This is a genomic window from Actinosynnema sp. NPDC053489 (genome assembly GCF_044544865.1).
Taxonomy (GTDB): domain Bacteria; phylum Actinomycetota; class Actinomycetes; order Mycobacteriales; family Pseudonocardiaceae; genus Actinosynnema.
Genome location: NZ_JBITXT010000016.1, coordinates 79,926 through 95,628, shown reverse-complemented (window position 1 = coordinate 95,628; position 15,703 = coordinate 79,926). Strand labels below are relative to the sequence as shown.

16 protein-coding genes are annotated in these 15,703 nt (G+C 74.1%); 8 read left to right on the top strand and 8 right to left on the bottom strand.

Features of this window, described 5'->3' with window-relative positions; translation table 11 throughout:
* Positions 1–79 precede the first annotated feature (79 nt).
* Complete coding sequence (locus ACIGNX_RS29850; RefSeq protein WP_396544153.1) at positions 80–550, bottom strand: SMI1/KNR4 family protein; 471 nt, start codon at positions 548–550, stop codon at positions 80–82.
* A gap of 350 nt (positions 551–900) precedes the next feature.
* Between ACIGNX_RS29850 and ACIGNX_RS29845 the strand changes: the two genes are divergently transcribed.
* Entirely contained in the window at positions 901–1,368 is a 468-nt protein-coding gene (locus ACIGNX_RS29845; RefSeq protein ID WP_396544152.1) for a TetR/AcrR family transcriptional regulator, read from the top strand.
* Between the two features lie 29 nt (positions 1,369–1,397).
* A complete protein-coding gene (locus tag ACIGNX_RS29840; protein ID WP_396544151.1) occupies positions 1,398–1,754 on the top strand; it encodes a hypothetical protein in 357 nt (118 codons plus the stop codon).
* Positions 1,755–1,816: 62 nt separating this feature from the next.
* Here the strand turns inward: ACIGNX_RS29840 and ACIGNX_RS29835 are convergent, their stop codons facing one another.
* Entirely contained in the window at positions 1,817–1,987 is a 171-nt protein-coding gene (locus ACIGNX_RS29835; protein ID WP_396544150.1) for a hypothetical protein, read from the bottom strand.
* 449 nt (positions 1,988–2,436) lie between these two features.
* On the opposite strand from ACIGNX_RS29835, the gene ACIGNX_RS29830 reads away from it, so the two are divergent.
* Together ACIGNX_RS29830 and ACIGNX_RS29825 are read left to right on the top strand one after the other, a co-directional pair.
* The gene (locus tag ACIGNX_RS29830) at positions 2,437–4,176 is read left to right on the top strand and encodes a carbohydrate binding domain-containing protein (RefSeq protein ID WP_396544149.1); all 1,740 of its coding nucleotides are present in this window, start codon (positions 2,437–2,439) and stop codon (positions 4,174–4,176) included.
* A 230-nt stretch (positions 4,177–4,406) separates the two neighbouring features.
* Positions 4,407–5,495 (top strand): trypsin-like serine protease, encoded by a 1,089-nt coding sequence (locus ACIGNX_RS29825; RefSeq protein WP_396544148.1) that lies wholly within the window; start codon positions 4,407–4,409, stop codon positions 5,493–5,495.
* A gap of 73 nt (positions 5,496–5,568) precedes the next feature.
* Here ACIGNX_RS29825 and ACIGNX_RS29820 read toward each other — a convergent pair whose 3' ends face one another.
* From ACIGNX_RS29820 to ACIGNX_RS29810, 3 genes are all read right to left on the bottom strand, one after another.
* The gene (locus tag ACIGNX_RS29820; RefSeq protein ID WP_396544147.1) at positions 5,569–6,786 is read right to left on the bottom strand and encodes an FAD-dependent monooxygenase; all 1,218 of its coding nucleotides are present in this window, start codon (positions 6,784–6,786) and stop codon (positions 5,569–5,571) included.
* A 94-nt stretch (positions 6,787–6,880) separates the two neighbouring features.
* Entirely contained in the window at positions 6,881–7,423 is a 543-nt protein-coding gene (locus ACIGNX_RS29815; RefSeq protein WP_396544146.1) for a terpene synthase family protein, read from the bottom strand.
* The gene (locus ACIGNX_RS29810; protein WP_396544145.1) at positions 7,423–7,896 is read right to left on the bottom strand and encodes a GNAT family N-acetyltransferase; all 474 of its coding nucleotides are present in this window, start codon (positions 7,894–7,896) and stop codon (positions 7,423–7,425) included. Before ACIGNX_RS29810 ends, ACIGNX_RS29815 begins: the two co-directional genes overlap by 1 nt.
* A 96-nt stretch (positions 7,897–7,992) precedes the next feature.
* Here ACIGNX_RS29810 and ACIGNX_RS29805 point away from each other — a divergent pair, with 96 nt between their 5' ends.
* The gene (locus ACIGNX_RS29805) at positions 7,993–8,886 is read left to right on the top strand and encodes a carbon-nitrogen hydrolase family protein (RefSeq protein WP_396544144.1); all 894 of its coding nucleotides are present in this window, start codon (positions 7,993–7,995) and stop codon (positions 8,884–8,886) included.
* A 43-nt stretch (positions 8,887–8,929) separates the two neighbouring features.
* On the opposite strand, the gene ACIGNX_RS29800 is transcribed toward ACIGNX_RS29805, so the two are convergent.
* Together ACIGNX_RS29800 and ACIGNX_RS29795 are read right to left on the bottom strand one after the other, a co-directional pair.
* Positions 8,930–9,817 carry a phosphatase PAP2 family protein gene (locus ACIGNX_RS29800; RefSeq protein WP_396544143.1) on the bottom strand — a complete coding sequence of 296 codons (888 nt, stop codon included), beginning with the start codon at positions 9,815–9,817 and terminating at the stop codon, positions 8,930–8,932.
* Positions 9,818–9,980: 163 nt separating this feature from the next.
* On the bottom strand, positions 9,981–11,558 hold the full coding sequence (locus ACIGNX_RS29795; RefSeq protein ID WP_396544142.1) for an FAD-dependent oxidoreductase: 1,578 nt from the start codon (positions 11,556–11,558) through the stop codon (positions 9,981–9,983).
* 95 nt (positions 11,559–11,653) lie between these two features.
* Here ACIGNX_RS29795 and ACIGNX_RS29790 point away from each other — a divergent pair, with 95 nt between their 5' ends.
* The 3 genes from ACIGNX_RS29790 to ACIGNX_RS29780 are packed head-to-tail and all read left to right on the top strand — an operon-like array spanning position 11,654 to position 15,032.
* Complete coding sequence (locus ACIGNX_RS29790) at positions 11,654–12,457, top strand: carotenoid biosynthesis protein (RefSeq protein WP_396544141.1); 804 nt, start codon at positions 11,654–11,656, stop codon at positions 12,455–12,457.
* Complete coding sequence (locus tag ACIGNX_RS29785) at positions 12,454–13,572, top strand: glycosyltransferase (protein ID WP_396544140.1); 1,119 nt, start codon at positions 12,454–12,456, stop codon at positions 13,570–13,572. The genes ACIGNX_RS29790 and ACIGNX_RS29785 overlap by 4 nt, the downstream gene beginning before the upstream one ends.
* Positions 13,572–15,032 carry a phytoene desaturase family protein gene (locus ACIGNX_RS29780; protein WP_396544139.1) on the top strand — a complete coding sequence of 487 codons (1,461 nt, stop codon included), beginning with the start codon at positions 13,572–13,574 and terminating at the stop codon, positions 15,030–15,032. Before ACIGNX_RS29785 ends, ACIGNX_RS29780 begins: the two co-directional genes overlap by 1 nt.
* Here the strand turns inward: ACIGNX_RS29780 and ACIGNX_RS29775 are convergent.
* On the bottom strand, positions 15,016–15,681 hold the full coding sequence (locus ACIGNX_RS29775; RefSeq protein ID WP_396544138.1) for a CDP-alcohol phosphatidyltransferase family protein: 666 nt from the start codon (positions 15,679–15,681) through the stop codon (positions 15,016–15,018). The genes ACIGNX_RS29780 and ACIGNX_RS29775 overlap by 17 nt on opposite strands.
* Between the last annotated feature and the right edge of the window lie 22 nt (positions 15,682–15,703).

The window sequence follows — 15,703 nt, the reverse complement described above, 5'->3', positions numbered from 1 at the left end:
CTGCATCTTAACCCGTTCGGAGGCACCCGCACGCACCGCGGTGGGGTGTTCCGCGGCACGCGGGACGGAGCGCCGCCGCCTACAGGCCCGTGGTGGAGCCGATCGCCTCGGCCCTCGCGGATTGCCACAGGAATTCCAGGAATGTCGGCGCCATCGGCCGCGCCTCCTCTTCCCCCTCGGTGTACAGGAACACGGCGTCCGGTGACGCCCGGTCGAAGAAGTAGAACTGGTAACCCTGGTGCGTGGCGAAGAAGAACCGGTCGGCCAGTTCGAGCCGGGGGTCCTGCGCGTGGAACTCCCGGGCGTGGTCGTTGGCCTCGACCGGCTCGGGGAAGCAGACGTCCGTGCCCCGGAACAGCCTGCCCGCCCTTCGCCCCATGAGCCGCAGGAACGCCAGGTAGTGCGCGGGCAGGGGGAAACCACCCGCCCGGTCCGAAACCGCTCGCAGCTCGTCCGCGCCGCAGCCCAGGACCTCGTCCGGCCGCGCCACTCCCAGCTCGACCAACGCGGCCGCGAAACGCCTGATGTCCTCGACGACCCCGCCAGCCATGGGCGACCTCCACGTGAATGCCGGGACAGGCGGTCCGGAACCGGTCGATCACACTACTGGAGGCATCGCGGATTCCTCTTCCCCAATACGGGCCGACCGCTCCCCGCGACAAGGGCGACGACGCGGTCGCGAGTTGTCCGGATTGCCCCAGCGCACGATGCCGGCGGCGTTCTCCGGTTCCGCCGGAGCAGGACCTCGCCCGGCGCGGACCGGCCGAAGCGGAGCACCCGCGCCGGGCGACGGTGAGTCCCACGCCCTGACGACGGTCCGGTCCGACCTGGACCTCATCGATGCCCGTTGAGGAACGATCGTTCTTGACCAATCGTTCCTCAACCGTCTACGGTTGGCGCATGGGTCGACCCAGGGGATTCGACGAGGCCGAGGTGGTGCGGGCGGCGGCGGCGTTGTTCGCGAGCCGCGTGTACGACGGGGTGTCGGTGGACGACCTGGTCACCCACCTGGGCGTGCACCGCAACAGCCTCTACAAGACCTTCGGCAGCAAGCGCGGGCTGTACCTGGCGGCGCTGCGCTGGTACGTGGAGCACGAGGTCGGTCCGCTCGCCGAGTCGATCAGGCGTGCCGGCGACTTCGAGGAGGCCTCGCGCCTGGCCTCGACCACCGGGACGGGGTTGGGGTTCCTGCTGCTGGCGACGGCCGAGCGGGCTCCCGTGGACGACGAGGCCGCCGCCGAGGTCGACCGGGCGCTGAACGCGCTCGACGGGGCGCTGGCCGCGGTCACGTCCGTTCCCCATGCCACCGCGGCGTTGCTGGGGCTGAGCCTGCGCTCCAAGGCCGGGCCGGACCGGCACCACCCCTGACCCTCCCCCCGAACAGCGAGGAGCACGACATGGCGAAGGTCCACATCGACGGTGACGACCTGGTCGTGACGATCGAAGGGCTGAACAAGCTCTGGGCGCTCAAGAGCACCCTGACCATCCCCCTGGCCAACGTCCGGGGCGCCACCGCGGACCCCGGGATCGCCAAGGAGCCCAAGGGCATCCGCGCCCCCGGCGCCCACGTGCCCGGCGTGATCACCGCGGGGACCTTCCACCTCGACGGCGACCGCGTGTTCTGGGACGTGCGCGACCCCGCCGACGCCGTCGTCATCGAACTGGCCGACGAGCGCTACGCCCGCCTGGTGCTCCAGGTCGACGACCCGCGCGCCACCGTCGAACTGGTCGAAGGCGCCACGCACCGCCGCTGACCTCCGATCCGCCCACCCGAGAGGTCCCACCCGTGCCCCAGCGCCGAACAGCGCTCACCGCGTTACCGGCCGGCACCGCGTTCCTCGTCCCGACCGCCGCCGAGGCGACCCCGCGGCGAGTCCCGGCCCTCGACCGGTGAGGTCGTGTTCACCGTCGAGGGCACCAAGACCTGCGGCACGCCGCCCGGCAGCGGCCCCACCGACCGCGACGGGAACCAACCCCCGGCGATCACACCCCACACCTTGCCCCCGCTCGCCGCCGCGCTCGACCGCCAGGGGGTCGTCGCCCTGCGCTTCGCCCTCGACCACCGCCGCACGACTCCCCGACACCCGGGTCCTGCCGACCTGCGGCACCAACGACGTCCAAGTGCCCTGCGCCACCACCGAAGCCCTCGCCCGAGCCCTCGCCGAGCGGGCACCACGGGCCCCGGCCGCGCGATCCCGACCGGGGTGGACCACAACCTGCGCGAGCACCCTGGCACCCGCCGTCGTCGACCGCGCCGATCCCTGTAGTCCACAATGGACCCAACACTGGACTTCTCGCCCGAGAGCGGACATTTCACGACGTAAGCCGCATACCGCGAGACGTCTTGACAAGCCACATGGTCTAGTCCAATTCTGATGGCCGGTCGCCACCGCCGGGCCCCACCGGGCCCGCGTCCCTTCCCCTGCTGGAGCGCACATGCGTCCGACCAGAGTCCTGGTACTCCTGGTGGCCCTGCTCACCTCCCTGTCCCTCATCCCGACCGCCGCCGGCGCGGCGGCCAAGGCGGCGGCCAAGCCGCTGCCCGCGCGGGTCTTCGCCCCCTACTTCGAGGCCTGGACCGGCGAGAACCCGGCCACCCTGGCACAGCAGTCCGGCGCGAAGTACCTGACCTTCGCCTTCCTCCAGACCGCGACCAAGGGCTCCTGCACGCCGCTGTGGAACGGCGACACCGCGATGCCGGTCTCGTCGGGCGTGTTCGGCAGCGAGATCAACGCGCTGCGCGCGAACGGCGGTGACGCCATCCCGTCGTTCGGCGGCTACACCGCCGACCACGAGGGCACCGAGATCGCCGACAGCTGCACCGACGTGAACAAGATCGCCGCCGCGTTCCAGAGCGTCATCACCACCTACGACGTGAGCCGGATCGACCTGGACATCGAGGTCGAGTCGCTGGACAACGCGGCGGGCATCGACCGCCGCAACAAGGCGATCAAGCTGACCCAGGACTGGGCCGCCGCCAACGGCCGCAGCATCCAGTTCTCCTACACCCTGCCCACCACCCCGACCGGCCTCGCGCCCAGCGGCCTGGCCGTGCTGCGCAACGCGGTCACCAACAACGCCCGCATCGACGTCGTGAACCTGATGACGTTCGACTACTACGACGGCCAGCAGCACCAGATGGCCAACGACACCAAGACCGCCGCGCAGGGCCTGGTCAACCAGCTCGGCTCGCTGTGGCCGGGCAAGACCGAGGCCCAGCGGTGGGCGATGGTCGGCGTCACCGAGATGATCGGCGTGGACGACTACGGCCCCGCCGAGACCTTCCAGCTCGCCGACGCCCGCACCGTGTACGACTGGGCGGTCGCCAAGGGCATCAACACGCTGTCGTTCTGGGCGCTCCAGCGCGACAACGGCGGCTGCCCCGGCGGCGCGGCGGCGGACAACTGCTCAGGCATCGCGCAGGGCACGTGGGACTTCACCCGGATCTTCGCGCCGTTCAGCGGTGGCGGGAACCCGAACCCGGTCAACGACTTCACCCTCGCGGTCTCCCCGTCGTCCGCGGCGATCGACCCCGGCGGCTCGACCACGGCGACCGTGGCCACGGCGGTGGCCTCCGGCACCGCGGAGACCGTGTCCCTGACGGCGGGACCCGCGCGGACCGGCCTCACGGCGACCCTGTCGGCCTCCAGCGTCACCGCGGGCGGTTCGGCGACGTTGACCGTCGCGGCGGCGGCCACGGCGGTGCCCGGCGACTACGCGTTCACCGTGACCGGCACCAGCCCCTCGGCCACGCACTCCGCCTCGTTCACGGTGAAGGTCAAGGGCACGGTGCCGGACGGCGTCATCGTCAACGGCGACTTCGAGACCGGCGCGCTGGCGCCGTGGACCGCCCCCGGTGACGCGATCGTCGGCACGCCGGCGCACTCCGGCACGCACGCGCTCCAGGTCACGCCGAACGGGTCGGGCAACGGGCAGGCGTCGCAGACGGTCACCCTCACCCCGAACAAGGCCTACACGCTCAAGGCCTGGGTGCGCGGCAACTACGCGTTCGTCGGCGTGAGCGGCGGCGCGACCGCCAGCGCCTGGACGTCGGCGAGCGACTGGACGCAGCTGTCCGTCCCGTTCACCACCGGTGCGTCCGGCACGGTCACCGTCTACGTGCACGGCTGGTACGGCCAGCCGTCCATCTACGCGGACGACTTCACGATCAGCTAGTGGAGGTGGGAACGGCGGGTGCGTCCCGGATCGGGGCACACCCGCCGTTTTCCGCTTATGTCCTTTCTGTCGAACATAAACGCGGCGAATACCAACCTTGAATGACCTCCCGGGCCGCGGACGCGCGATGGTGCAGGGGTGACCCGGGTACGCGCACCCGGGCCGCCCGCGCGGGACCCGCCCTTCCCGGTGCCCGCGCGGCCCCTGTCGCGCGATCGAGAGGCAGACCCATGAGAAGCGCTCGCCTGTTGCGCCGTGCCGCCGTCATCGGCGCGGCCCTGGCGCTGGTGGCCGGCGGAGGCCACGACGCCTTCGCCGCGCCCGACGACCCGCCGGTGGAGGTCCAGGTCATCGGCGGCCACAACGCCACCGAGGTCTACCCGTTCCACGCCCAGATGAGCAACGGCTGCGGAGGCAGCCTGGTGGCGCCGCAGTGGATCGTCACCGCGACGCACTGCGGCAGCGCCGGTTCGGCCCGGCTCGGGTCCAACACCCGCAGCTCCGGCGGCGAGGTCCGCAGCGTCGACCGCGTGGTGAACCGCTCGGGCACGGACCTGACGCTGATGCACCTGTCCCAGGCGTCGACCTACACCCCGGTCAGGATGGCCACCGCCAACCCGGCCGCGGGCAGCCCGGTGCGGTTGATCGGCTACGGCTGCACGAGCTGGCCCTCGTGCGTCAACCCGACCACGCTCCAGGAGATCGACCTGACCGTCCTGGCCTCCAGCCGGTGCGCGGCGGGCGGCGGCACGGCCACCGACGTCTGCGTCTCGGGCGACCGCACGCACTCCGCGTGCCACGGCGACTCCGGCGGCCCGGCCCTGGTCGGCACGCGCGGCGACTGGACGCTGGTCGGCGAGACGCACGGCCCGGGCGACAACAACGGCGAGTGCGCCACGACGACCCTGTACACGGGCATCGCCGCGAACGTCGCGTGGATCAACCAGCAGACCGGCGGCACCACCCCGCCCACGGGCAAGAGGTTCGAGAACACCGACAACCTCGACATCCCGGACAACGGCGCGGCCGTGACCAGCCAGGTCACCGTCTCCGGCCAGGCGGGCAACGCCCCGGCCGGGTTGAAGGTCAACGTGGACATCAAGCACCCCTACCGCGGCGACCTGGTCTTGGACCTGGTGGCCCCGGACGGTTCCGCGTACCGGCTGAAGTCCTCGTCGGCGGATTCGGCGGACAACATCCTGACCACCTACGTGGTGGACGCGTCGTCCGAGCCGGCCAACGGGATCTGGAAGCTCAGGGTGCAGGACGTCGGCCCGCAGGACGTGGGCTACCTCGACGCCTGGAGCGTCGAGTTCTGAGCGTTCCCGGGGATCGCGGGCGGTCCGGCTCGTCGTTCACGGCGGGCCGGGCCGCCCTTCGCCCGGAGCGGGGTCAGGAGGTGGCCTGCGACCCGCTCCGGGCCCGCGAGTCGGGCACCCCCGCGTAGTCGGGCAGCTCGACGCCGTTGAGCACGCGGTCGACCAGGTCCGCGAACCACTCGCCGGTGAAGTCGGGTGCCGGCCCGGCGTCCGGCCCGGGGACGTCGCGGCTGCGGGCGTTGAGCCGGCCGATCTCCTGGTTGGCCTCGACGAACGGGCGCATCCGCGCCTCGTAGCGGGCGAACCCGGCGGTGGGGTCCCACCCGGCGGCGGCCAGTTCACCGGCCAGCAGGTAGGCGCCGACCAGGGCCAGCCCGGTGCCCTGCCCGGACATCGGCGACGAGCTGAACGCCGCGTCCCCGAGCAGCCCCACCCGGCCGCTCGACCAGCGGTCCATCACGACCTGGGCGATCTGGTCGAGGTAGAAGTCCGGGGCGTCGTCCAGGTGCGCGAGGATGCGCGGGGTCAACCAGCCCAGGCCGGCCATCCGCTCGCGCAGCAGGGCTTTCTGGGCCGCGACGTCGCGGAAGTCGACGTCGAAGTCGGCCGAGGGGAAGGTGAACACCGCCATCGCCAGTGCGGCGTCCTGCACGGGGCGAAGGAGGGCCGAGCGCCCGGACTCCCGGTCCTGGTACTCGAGCAGCCAGCGGTCCAGCCCGAACTCGTTGGGCAGGCTGTAGAAGGCCAGCACGTGCCCGAGGTGGCGGACGAACCGCTCGTGCGGCCCGAAGACCGCCGCCCGCAGCGACGAGTGCAGCCCGTCGGCCCCGACCACCAGGTCGAAGCGCCGCCGGTCACCGCCCGCGAACACCACGTCGACCCCGTCCGCGTCCTGGGTGAGCCCGGCGATCCGGTCGCCGAACACGTACTCGACGTCGTCGCGGGTGTCGTCGTAGAGCACCCGGGACAGGTCCCCGCGCAGGATCTCGATCTCCGCGATGAACCCGTCGCCACCGTCGTCGTCGGCGCTGAAGGTCTCCAGCACCTGGCCGTCCGCGTCCACGGTGTGCGCGCCGGCGGTGTCGGTGCACGCCGCGCGCACCACCGCGTCCAGCCCCATGCGCCGGATGACCTCCTTGGCCACGCCGCGCGCGTCGACCGCCTGCCCGCCGGGCCGCAGCTCCGGCGCCCGCTCCACCACGGTCACCTCGGCTCCGCGCCGACGCAACCAGTGGGCCAGCGCCGGCCCCGCGATGCTCGCCCCCGTCACCAACACCCTGGTACCGCTCACGTCGCCCCCCATGCTCGTCCGTCCGAATCGTACAGTGGCCCGCGGCACCGATCGGCGACCCTGAACGCGCGACCGACGACCTGGCCGCCCGGAATCACGAGGGCCGGGAGGGGTGGTCCCCGCTTCGGGTGGCGTAGCGGTGGGAGGTGCGGAAGTAGGCGAGGTTCCCGGCCGTGCACTCGGCCAGGCCGAGGGCCCAGCGGTGTTCCGCGGCGGCTTCCGCGGGGAGTGCCCGGCGGGCGCGCTCGAAGGCGTGCACGTGGTGGTGGACCTGGACCGCGGTGGCGTCGGCGGCCTGCTGCCAGGTGTAGCCGTGGTGGTGGCGCAGGGCGGTCGGCAGGTTGTAGGTCTCCCCTCGCGCGTGTTCCTCGTGCGCCGAGCAGAGGTCGTTGGTGAAGGTGGTGGCGTCGGTGATCGGTTCCACCAACGAGCGGTAGGCGGTGCTGTCGCGGAAGGTCGGCGGGAGTTCTTCGCCGTTGGCGTATTCGATCAGGTCGTAGAACCGCACCAGGGCGGAGGTGGCGCGGCGCATCGGGACGTACTCCGCTCGGGTGGGGATGATCCGATCCCGGCGGTGACGGGCGACGTCGCGGTTGGAGGCGGTCCAAGTAATCGTCGGATTGCCACCTTCCCGCATCACGGCGGTCCGATCACGTGGCTTCGGTGTCGGTCTTGTATGCCGTCGTCGAAGCGGACGAAGCAGCGCAGCGCGCCGGATCCGTGGTCGCGGATCTCGGCGTAGCCCAGGCTCTCGTAGAAGGCGCGTTGGCCGGGCTCGTCGTCGGTCAGCAGGACCTTCTGCCGGACCGCGCGGTAGCGGTCCAGCACCGCCTCCACCAGGGCACGGCCGATCCCGCGACGGTGCGCGGTCGGGTGCACGAGCACGTCCTGCAGGTAGCAGATGGTCGCCCCGTCGGACAGGGCGCGAGCGAGACCGACCAGTTTCCCACCCCGGCGCGCGGTCACCACGAGGGAAGCGCCGGCCACCGCGGCTCCGAGCACCTCGGGCGAGTCGGTGTAGGCCGACCAGCCGACCGACCCGTAGAGCACGAGCAGTTCGTCCACCGGTATCCCCGACTCCGCTGCGATCACGACCTCGGCCTCGTCCACGCGGCGATCGTGGCACAGCGATCGCGATCCGACCGGGGTACCCGTCCACCGGCGCGAAACCGGCCCCGCCCAGAGGGTGTGCCCTACGCTCGTGCCATGTCCCGCACACTGCGGTTGGCCGTCGCGCAGAGCACGGTGCCGGAGGACCCGACCGATCCCGACGGCATCCGTGCCGGCGGGGCGCAGATCCGCGACCTCATGCGCCGGGCGAGCGCGGCCGGGGCCCGGCTGGTGCAGTTCCCCGAGGGGGCGATCACCTACCCGAGCAAGCGAGTGCTGTCCTCGACGGGCCCGGACCGGATCGGTGACGCCGACTGGACCCGCGCCGCGTGGCAGGTCATGCGCGACGAGGCCGAGGCGGTCGTCGGGCTGGCCGGTGAGTTGGGCATCTGGACGGTCTTCGGCTCCCCCCACCGGCTCTCCGGGGGCAACCGCCCGCACAACAGCCTCTACGTCGTCTCCGACCGGGGTCGGCTCGTGGGGCGCTACGACAAGCGCTTCCTGTCCGACACCGAGGTCCGGTTCATGTACACGCCGGGCACGCGACCCCTCGTCTTCGAGGTGGACGGCTTCCGCATCGGGTGCGCCCTGTGCATCGAGGTGAACTTCCCGGAGCTGTTCGCGGAGTACGAAGCGCTGGACGTGGACTGCGTGCTGGTGTCGGTGATGGTCGACGACGCGCCCCGAGCGGTGGTCGCCCAGGCGTACGGCACCCTCTACGACTACTGGCTCGGCTACTCCGTGCCGGCCCAGTTCAGCGCCACGGCGCCGGCCGGCCTCGTCGCGCCGGGCGGGCGCTGGGTCGCACGCTGCACCGACGACGGTCGACCGGGCATCGCCGTGGCCGAACTCGACCGCCACCCGACCGACCCCGACATCGACGTCGCCGTCCGACTGGCCCGGCCGTGGCGTCGCACCGCCAGGTCCGGCCTGTACGACGACCGCGTCGTCGTCGGCGACCCGAGGAGCGACGACCGAACCAGCCTGTGAGCAGCCGCGAAGCGCGCACCCGGAGTAACCGCGCCGCGGTCCGTCAGGTCGCCAGGCGACGCCAGGAGAGGAGGAAGACCAGCGCGGCGGTGATCGACCCGGCCGAGGCGAACGACCCCGCGCCCAGGTAGACGGCCCACTCGTAGTCGCGCGCCGCCCCGGCCGCGCCGACCCGGACCAGGGGCACGCCCCACAGGATGCCGCCGAGGACCAGCCCGACCAGCGCGGACACCGCGGCGATCGAGCCGATGACGACCCGGCCGACCCGGCGGCGGCCCTCGTAGCGGTGCAGCGCCCCGCGGCGCGCCAGCCACCACGACGCCAGCGCCGCCACGGCCAGGGCGATCGCGTCCGCGGCGAGGGTGTCGCTGAGCCGGTGCCACTTCGCGGTCAGCGTGTACTGACCGATGCCCACCGCCCACGGCAGCACCACGAGCATCACCACGCCGCGCCACCGGTAGGGCGCGACGATCACGGCGGCGAACAGCACGGTCATGGCGATCGCCGTGTGCCCGCTGGGCAGGCTGTTGTGCGTGTAGTCACCCGTCACCTGCACCAGCGCGGGCCGGACCAGCACGAACCGCTTGAGGACCTGGACGACGACCTGCCCGAGCGCGATCACGCCGACCGACGCGACCACGAGGTCCCACCGCCGCCGCAACGCGCCGACCAGCGCGATCAGCCCCGTGGCCGCCGCCAGCGAGTACAGGGTGATCTCGTCCAGCGCACCCCACGCCTCGCCGACCTGGGCCTCGTCGACCTGGTCCGCGCCCCGCAGCGCCGCGTTCTCGAGATCCTGGCCCGCCGTCGTCCACACCGCGAGCACGTAGACCAGCGCCGCCACCGCGACGGCGACGGCCGCGATGACCTGCCACCGCCGGACCGCCACCCGCGCGACGGGCCGCCGGTCCACCTCGTCCTCGACCGCCACGACCAGCACCTCCACCCGCCCGTTCGCACGAACATCATGGGGCAGGCGGCCCACCGGTGCCCGGGATGGCGGATCGTGGCGTCCCCGGCCCGGGCGACGGCAGTACCCGATCGAGGTAGGTGCAGGTGCCCGGTGCGGCCCTCACCGCGTCGACCGGTGCGCCTCAGGTCCGCGCCTTCTCCCTGACCCGGCCGGCCGCGCGGCGCAGCAGCGCCGAGCGGCCCCGGTTCGGCACCGTCCACAGGTCGTGGCCGCGCAGGCCCCACCCGGCGAGCAGCGCGTTGGCGGCGAGGAACCCGGTGGTGGCGGCGCGTTCCATCAGCGCGACCGGCAGGTCCACGCGGGCCAGGTCGCCGGCGACCACCACGGCCGGGTCGGGGGTCGTGACGGTCGGTCGGGTGGCGAACGACCCCGGCGCGAACAGGGGGCAGTCGGCGGACAGCACGTGCTCCGCCTGCACCACCCGCGCCCCGGTCAGCTCCGGGTAGACCAGCTCCAGCTCGCGCAGCAGCGTGGCCACCACCTCGTCCCGGTCGCAGCCCTCCTCCAGGGCGTAGGCGTGCAGCTCCACCACCGAACCGCCGGTGCGGTCGCGGTAGGCCCGCGCCTCCCCTTCGAAGTGGTCGAGGACGCTGACGTTGTCCAGCCGCCCGAAGCCGCTGGTGCCGAGGAACGGCGCCCGGTCGGGGCGCGCCGGGCGGTCCAGCCACAGCCTGCTCACCAGGAACGGCGGGGTCGTGCGCAGGTCCGCGATCCCCGCGCGCCACTCCGGGGTGACCAGGTCCGGCGAGGCCTCGACCAGGGCGCGCAGGCCGTTGACGTCCAGCGCGAGCACGACCGCGTCCACGTCCTCCTCGCCGCCCGCCGACACCCGGCAGCCGTCGGCGCGGCGGGTGACCCGCTCGACCGCGCTGCCGGTGCGGACCTCGACGCCGAGCGCCGTCAGGTGCTCGCGCATCGGCTCCCAGATCGCCGCCGGGTACGGGTCGGCCGGCACGTCGAACAGCAGGCCCTCGCTGGAGCCCAGGAAGTAGATGTGGAACATGGTGACCAGCTCGGCGGCCGACAGCGCGGAGGGGTGGGCGAAGAAGCTGCGCGAGAAGACCTCGAACGCCAGGTGCCTGGCCGCGTCCGGGAAGCGGATGTCGCGCAGCAACCCGTCGGCGTCCACGTCGTCCAGCTCGGCGTAGGTGCGCGGCAGCGACACGTCGAACAGGGCGGTGGCCGCGCGGGTGTCCATCCTGGCCAGGTCGCGCAGTCTGAACGTGTCGCTGCGCAGCACGAACCCGGCCACGTTCCAGGGCGGGGTCAGCGGCAGCTTCGCGAAGCTCTCCCGGGTGCCGTTGGCGTGCAGCAGCGGGTAGTCGGCCACCGGCCGCATCCGGGTCAGGTCGGGGTCCGCGCGGCGCAGCAGGGCGCGCAGGTTGTAGTACTGCCGGAAGAAGGCGTGGAACCCGCGCGTCATCGTCTCGCCCGTCGGGGTGGTCCACCCGCGCACCCGGCCGCCCAGCTGGTCGTGCCGCTCGTGCAGCACCACCCGCACGCCGCGCTCGGCCAGCGCGACCGCCGCGGCCACCCCGGCGATGCCCCCGCCGACGACGGCGACGCGCGGCTCCCGCCCGCGATCGGGTCGGGCGCGCCCGGGACGCGCGGGCAGCAGGTGCGCCCGGCGGTCGCGGCCCGACGGCGGGGCCTCCCGGCCGGTGAGCAGCAGCAGGGGCAGGCCGGGGAACTCGCTCATGCCGCCGATCCTCACACCGCCGGATCGGGCACGCATGATGAGCGATCGCCCCGCTCATCAAGCCCCATCGGGTGACGGCCACTAGGTTCCTGGACATGTCGACGCGTGTGGCCCACCGCCTCCCCGTGCGCGCGGCCCCGGTCGCGGCCTGGTCGTTCGCGGTGGGCGTGGTGCTCGCCCAGATCGTCTACTCGGTGACCGAGCCGGCCGACCGGTTCCCGACCACGGTGCTCTCGGTCGTGCTGTTCTGCGCGGCGTCGGTGCTCGACGCGGCCTCCCGGTTCGGGGTCCGCGCCGCCGGGCTGCTGGTGCTGGTGGCCGGTGGCGGCGGGCTCGCGGCCGAGGCGGTGGGCGTGCACACCGGCTTCCCCTTCGGCGAGTACGCCTACACCGGGACGCTGGGCGCGCAGCTCGCGGGCGTCCCGGTGGTGGTACCGATGGCGTGGGTGATGATGGCCTGGCCGGCGCTGCTGGTGGGGCGGGCGCTGGGCGACCGGCTGCCCGGCGGCCGCTGGTCGGTGGTGGCGGTCGCGACGTGGGCGCTCGCGTCCTGGGACGTGTTCCTCGACCCGCAGATGGTCGACGCGGGCCACTGGACGTGGGCGGACCCGGTGCCCGCGCTGCCCGGCGTCGCGGGTGTCCCGCTGACGAACTTCGCGGGGTGGTTGCTGGTCGCCGCGCTGATCACCGGCGCGCTGCACGTGCTGGTCGGCGAGGGCACCGGCGGGGTGGACCTGCGGCACGGCCCCGCGCCCGCGCTGTACCTGTGGACCTACGGCTCGTCGGTGTGGGCGCACGCGGCGTTCTTCGGCCGACCCGGCTCGTCGCTGGTGGGCGGGCTGCTGATGGGCCTGGTCGCGGTGCCGTTCGCGGTCGCGCTGTGGCGGGCGCACCGGTGAGGCGCGCGCTGAGTGCCCTGGTCGCGAGCGGGTCGGCGATCGCCGCGCTGGGCACCGCGCACGCCCTGGTCAACGCGCGGCTGGTGCGCGCGCCGACCGCCGACCCGCCGCCGTGCGCGGAACCGGTGTCGGTGCTGGTGCCCGCCCGGGACGAGGCGGACCGCATCACGCCCACGCTGCGGTCGCTGCTGGCGCAGCGGGGCGTGCCCGACCTGGAGGTGCTGGTCTGCGACGACGGGTCCACCGACGGCACCGCCGACGTGGTGCGCGCCGTCGTCGCCGGTGACCCCAGGGTGCGGCTGCTCACCGGCTCCCCTCCCCCGGACGGCCTGCCCGGCAAGCCCGGCGCGTGCGCGCGGCTGGCCGCCGAGGCGCGCGGCCGGGTCCTCGTGTGCGTCGACGCGGACGTGGTGCTGGAGCCGCACGCGGTGGCGGCCGCCGTGGACCTGCTGCGGTCGGCGCGGCTCGACGCGGTGTCGCCGTTCCCGCGCCAACTGGCCGATGACGCGCCGACGCGCCTGGTGCAGCCGCTGTTGCAGTGGTCCTGGCTGGTCTTCCTGCCGCTGCGGTGGGCCGAGCGGTCGTCGCGCGAGTCGTTGAGCGCGGCCAACGGCCAGTTCTTCGTCATCGACGCGGGTGCCCTGCGCCGCTGCGGCGGGTTCGAGGCGGTGGCGGACGCCGTGCTGGACGACATCGCGCTCATGCGGGCGGTGAAGCGGTCCGGGGGTCGGGGCGCGGTGGCCGACGGGTCGGGCGTGGCGCGGTGCCGCATGTACGAGGGGTGGGCCGAGGTCGCGGCGGGCTACGAGAAGTCGCTGTGGGCGGCCACCGGCGGCCCGGTGAACGCGGTGCTGCTCGCCGCCCTGCTGGGGTGGGCGTTCGTGCTGCCGCCGGTGGCCGCGCTGGCCGGGTCGCGGGTCGGGTTGCTCGGGTACGCGGCCGCGGTCGCCGGGCGCGTGGTGACGGCCCGCCGGACCGGCGGACGGGCGTGGCCGGACGCGCTGGCGCACCCCGTGTCGATCGGGGTGCTGCTGCGCCTGCTCGCCCGTTCCTGGCGCGCCCGGCGCGCGGGGACGTTGACGTGGAAGAACCGACCGCTGCACAGGAGCCGCTGATGGCACGGGTCGTCGTGATCGGCGCGGGCATGGGCGGGCTGGCCGCCGCCGCGCGCCTGGCCGCAGGCGGGCACGAGGTGACGGTGCTGGAGCAGTCCGGGACGCACGGCGGCAAGCTCGGCGAGCTGCGCCGCGACGGGTTCGCGTTCGACACCGGGCCGTCGCTGCTGACGTTGCCGCAGGTCTACCGCGACCTGTTCGCCGAGACCGGTGGGGACCTCGACGCGGCGGTGGAGGTCGTGCCGGTCGACCCCACGTGCCACTACCGGTTCGCCGACGGGTCCGAAGTGGACGTGCCGCACGACCCGGCCGCCGTGCCCGGCGCGCTGGAGGCGGCGTTCGGCGGCGGCGCAGGGCGGGAGTGGGCCGGGCTGATGGCGGACGCGGCCCGGTTGTGGGACCTCGTCGGGGACCCGGTGCTCCAGCGCCCGCTGAACGGGGTGGGCGACCTGGTGCGGAGGTCGGCGAGCGTGCGGGACCTGTGGGCGCTCGCGCCGTGGCGGACCCTGCGCGGGGTGGGTCGGCGGCTGTCCGACCCGCGCGCCCGGATGCTGCTCGACCGCTACGCCACCTACAGCGGCTCGGACCCGCGCCGCCTGCCCGGCCTGATGACCGTCGTGCCCTACGTGGAGCAGCGCTACGGCGGCTGGTACGTGCGCGGCGGCCTGCGACGCCTCGGTGACGCCCTGTTCGCGCACTGCGGCAAGCTCGGCGTGCGCTTCGAGTTCGGGGCCCGCGTCACGGCGGTGCGCGCGGCGGGCGGCGGGGTCACCGTGGCGGGCGGGGCGGTGGTGCCCGCCGACGTCGTGGTGTCCGACGCGGACGCGCGACACCTGTACGGCCACCTGCTCACCGACCGGCGGGCGCGCGGGCCGCGTCGGGCCCTGGCCCGCGCGGTGCCGTCCCTGTCCGGGTTCGTGCTGCTCCTGGCGCTGCGCGGGCGCTCACCGGCGCCGTACCACCACCGCGTGCTGTTCCCCGCCGACTACGACGCCGAGTTCGACGCGCTGTTCGGCCCGCGCCCGCGTCCGGTGGTCGACCCGACGGTCTACGTGTGCGCCCCGGACGACCCGGCCGTCGCGCCCGACGGCCACGAAGCGTGGTTCGTGCTGGTCAACGCCCCGCGCCAGGGCCAGGTCGACTGGACCGCGCCCGGGGTCGCCGAGCGGTACGCCGACCACGTGCTGGACGTGCTCGCCGAACGGGGCCACGACGTGCGCGACCGCCTGCTGTGGCGCGAGGTCCGCACGCCCGCCGACTGGGAGCGCGACACCGGTTCGGTCGGCGGCGCCCTGTACGGCTCGTCGTCCAACGGCGCGCGGGCCGCGTTGCTGCGCCCGGCCAACCGCAGCCCCGTGCCCGGCCTCTACCTGGTCGGCGGCTCCGCCCACCCCGGCGGCGGGCTGCCGCTGGTGGCCATGTCCGCCAGGATCACCGCGGACCTCATCGGCCCGGCGTGACGCGGTCGCGCAGCTCCCGGCGCAGCGCGACCGCCAGGTGCGCCCCGCCGACCACCGCGAGGACCGCCCACAGCACCAGGCACACCGCACCCCACGACCAGCCCGTCCACGGCGTGCCGCCGGGCCACAGCCCCGCGCCCAGGCACGCCACCGCCGCGATCACCACGCGCGTGGGGCGTTCGGCCACCGTGATCGCCCCGGCGCCGGTCATGCCCGCGCCCTGCGCCCGGGCACGGGCGTACTCGTGCAGGAACAGCGAGCAGCCCACCGCCACCGCGAGCCACCCCGGGCCGCCCAGCACGACCAGCAGCAGCACCAGGCACGCGTCGGAGAGCCGGTCGGCCACCGCGTCCACCACCGCCCCCAGCGGGCGGGCGCGGCCCGTGCGCAGCGCCACCGCCCCGTCCACGCCGTCGAGCAGTCCCGACACCACCACCAGCGCGCACGCGAGCAGGGCCCACCGCCCGCCCGCCGCCGCCACCCCGACCGCGCCCGCGGCCACCACCACCCCCGCCGCCGACAGGACGTCCGGCGGCACCGGCAGCAGGCCGCGGGCCAGCACGTGGACGAGCTTGATCCACCCCACGGCGACCCGGTTGCCGGACACGTCGTGCTCGTGCAGCTGCGACCAACCCCGCACCTCGTCCACCGCACCACCGTAGGGCGGTCGG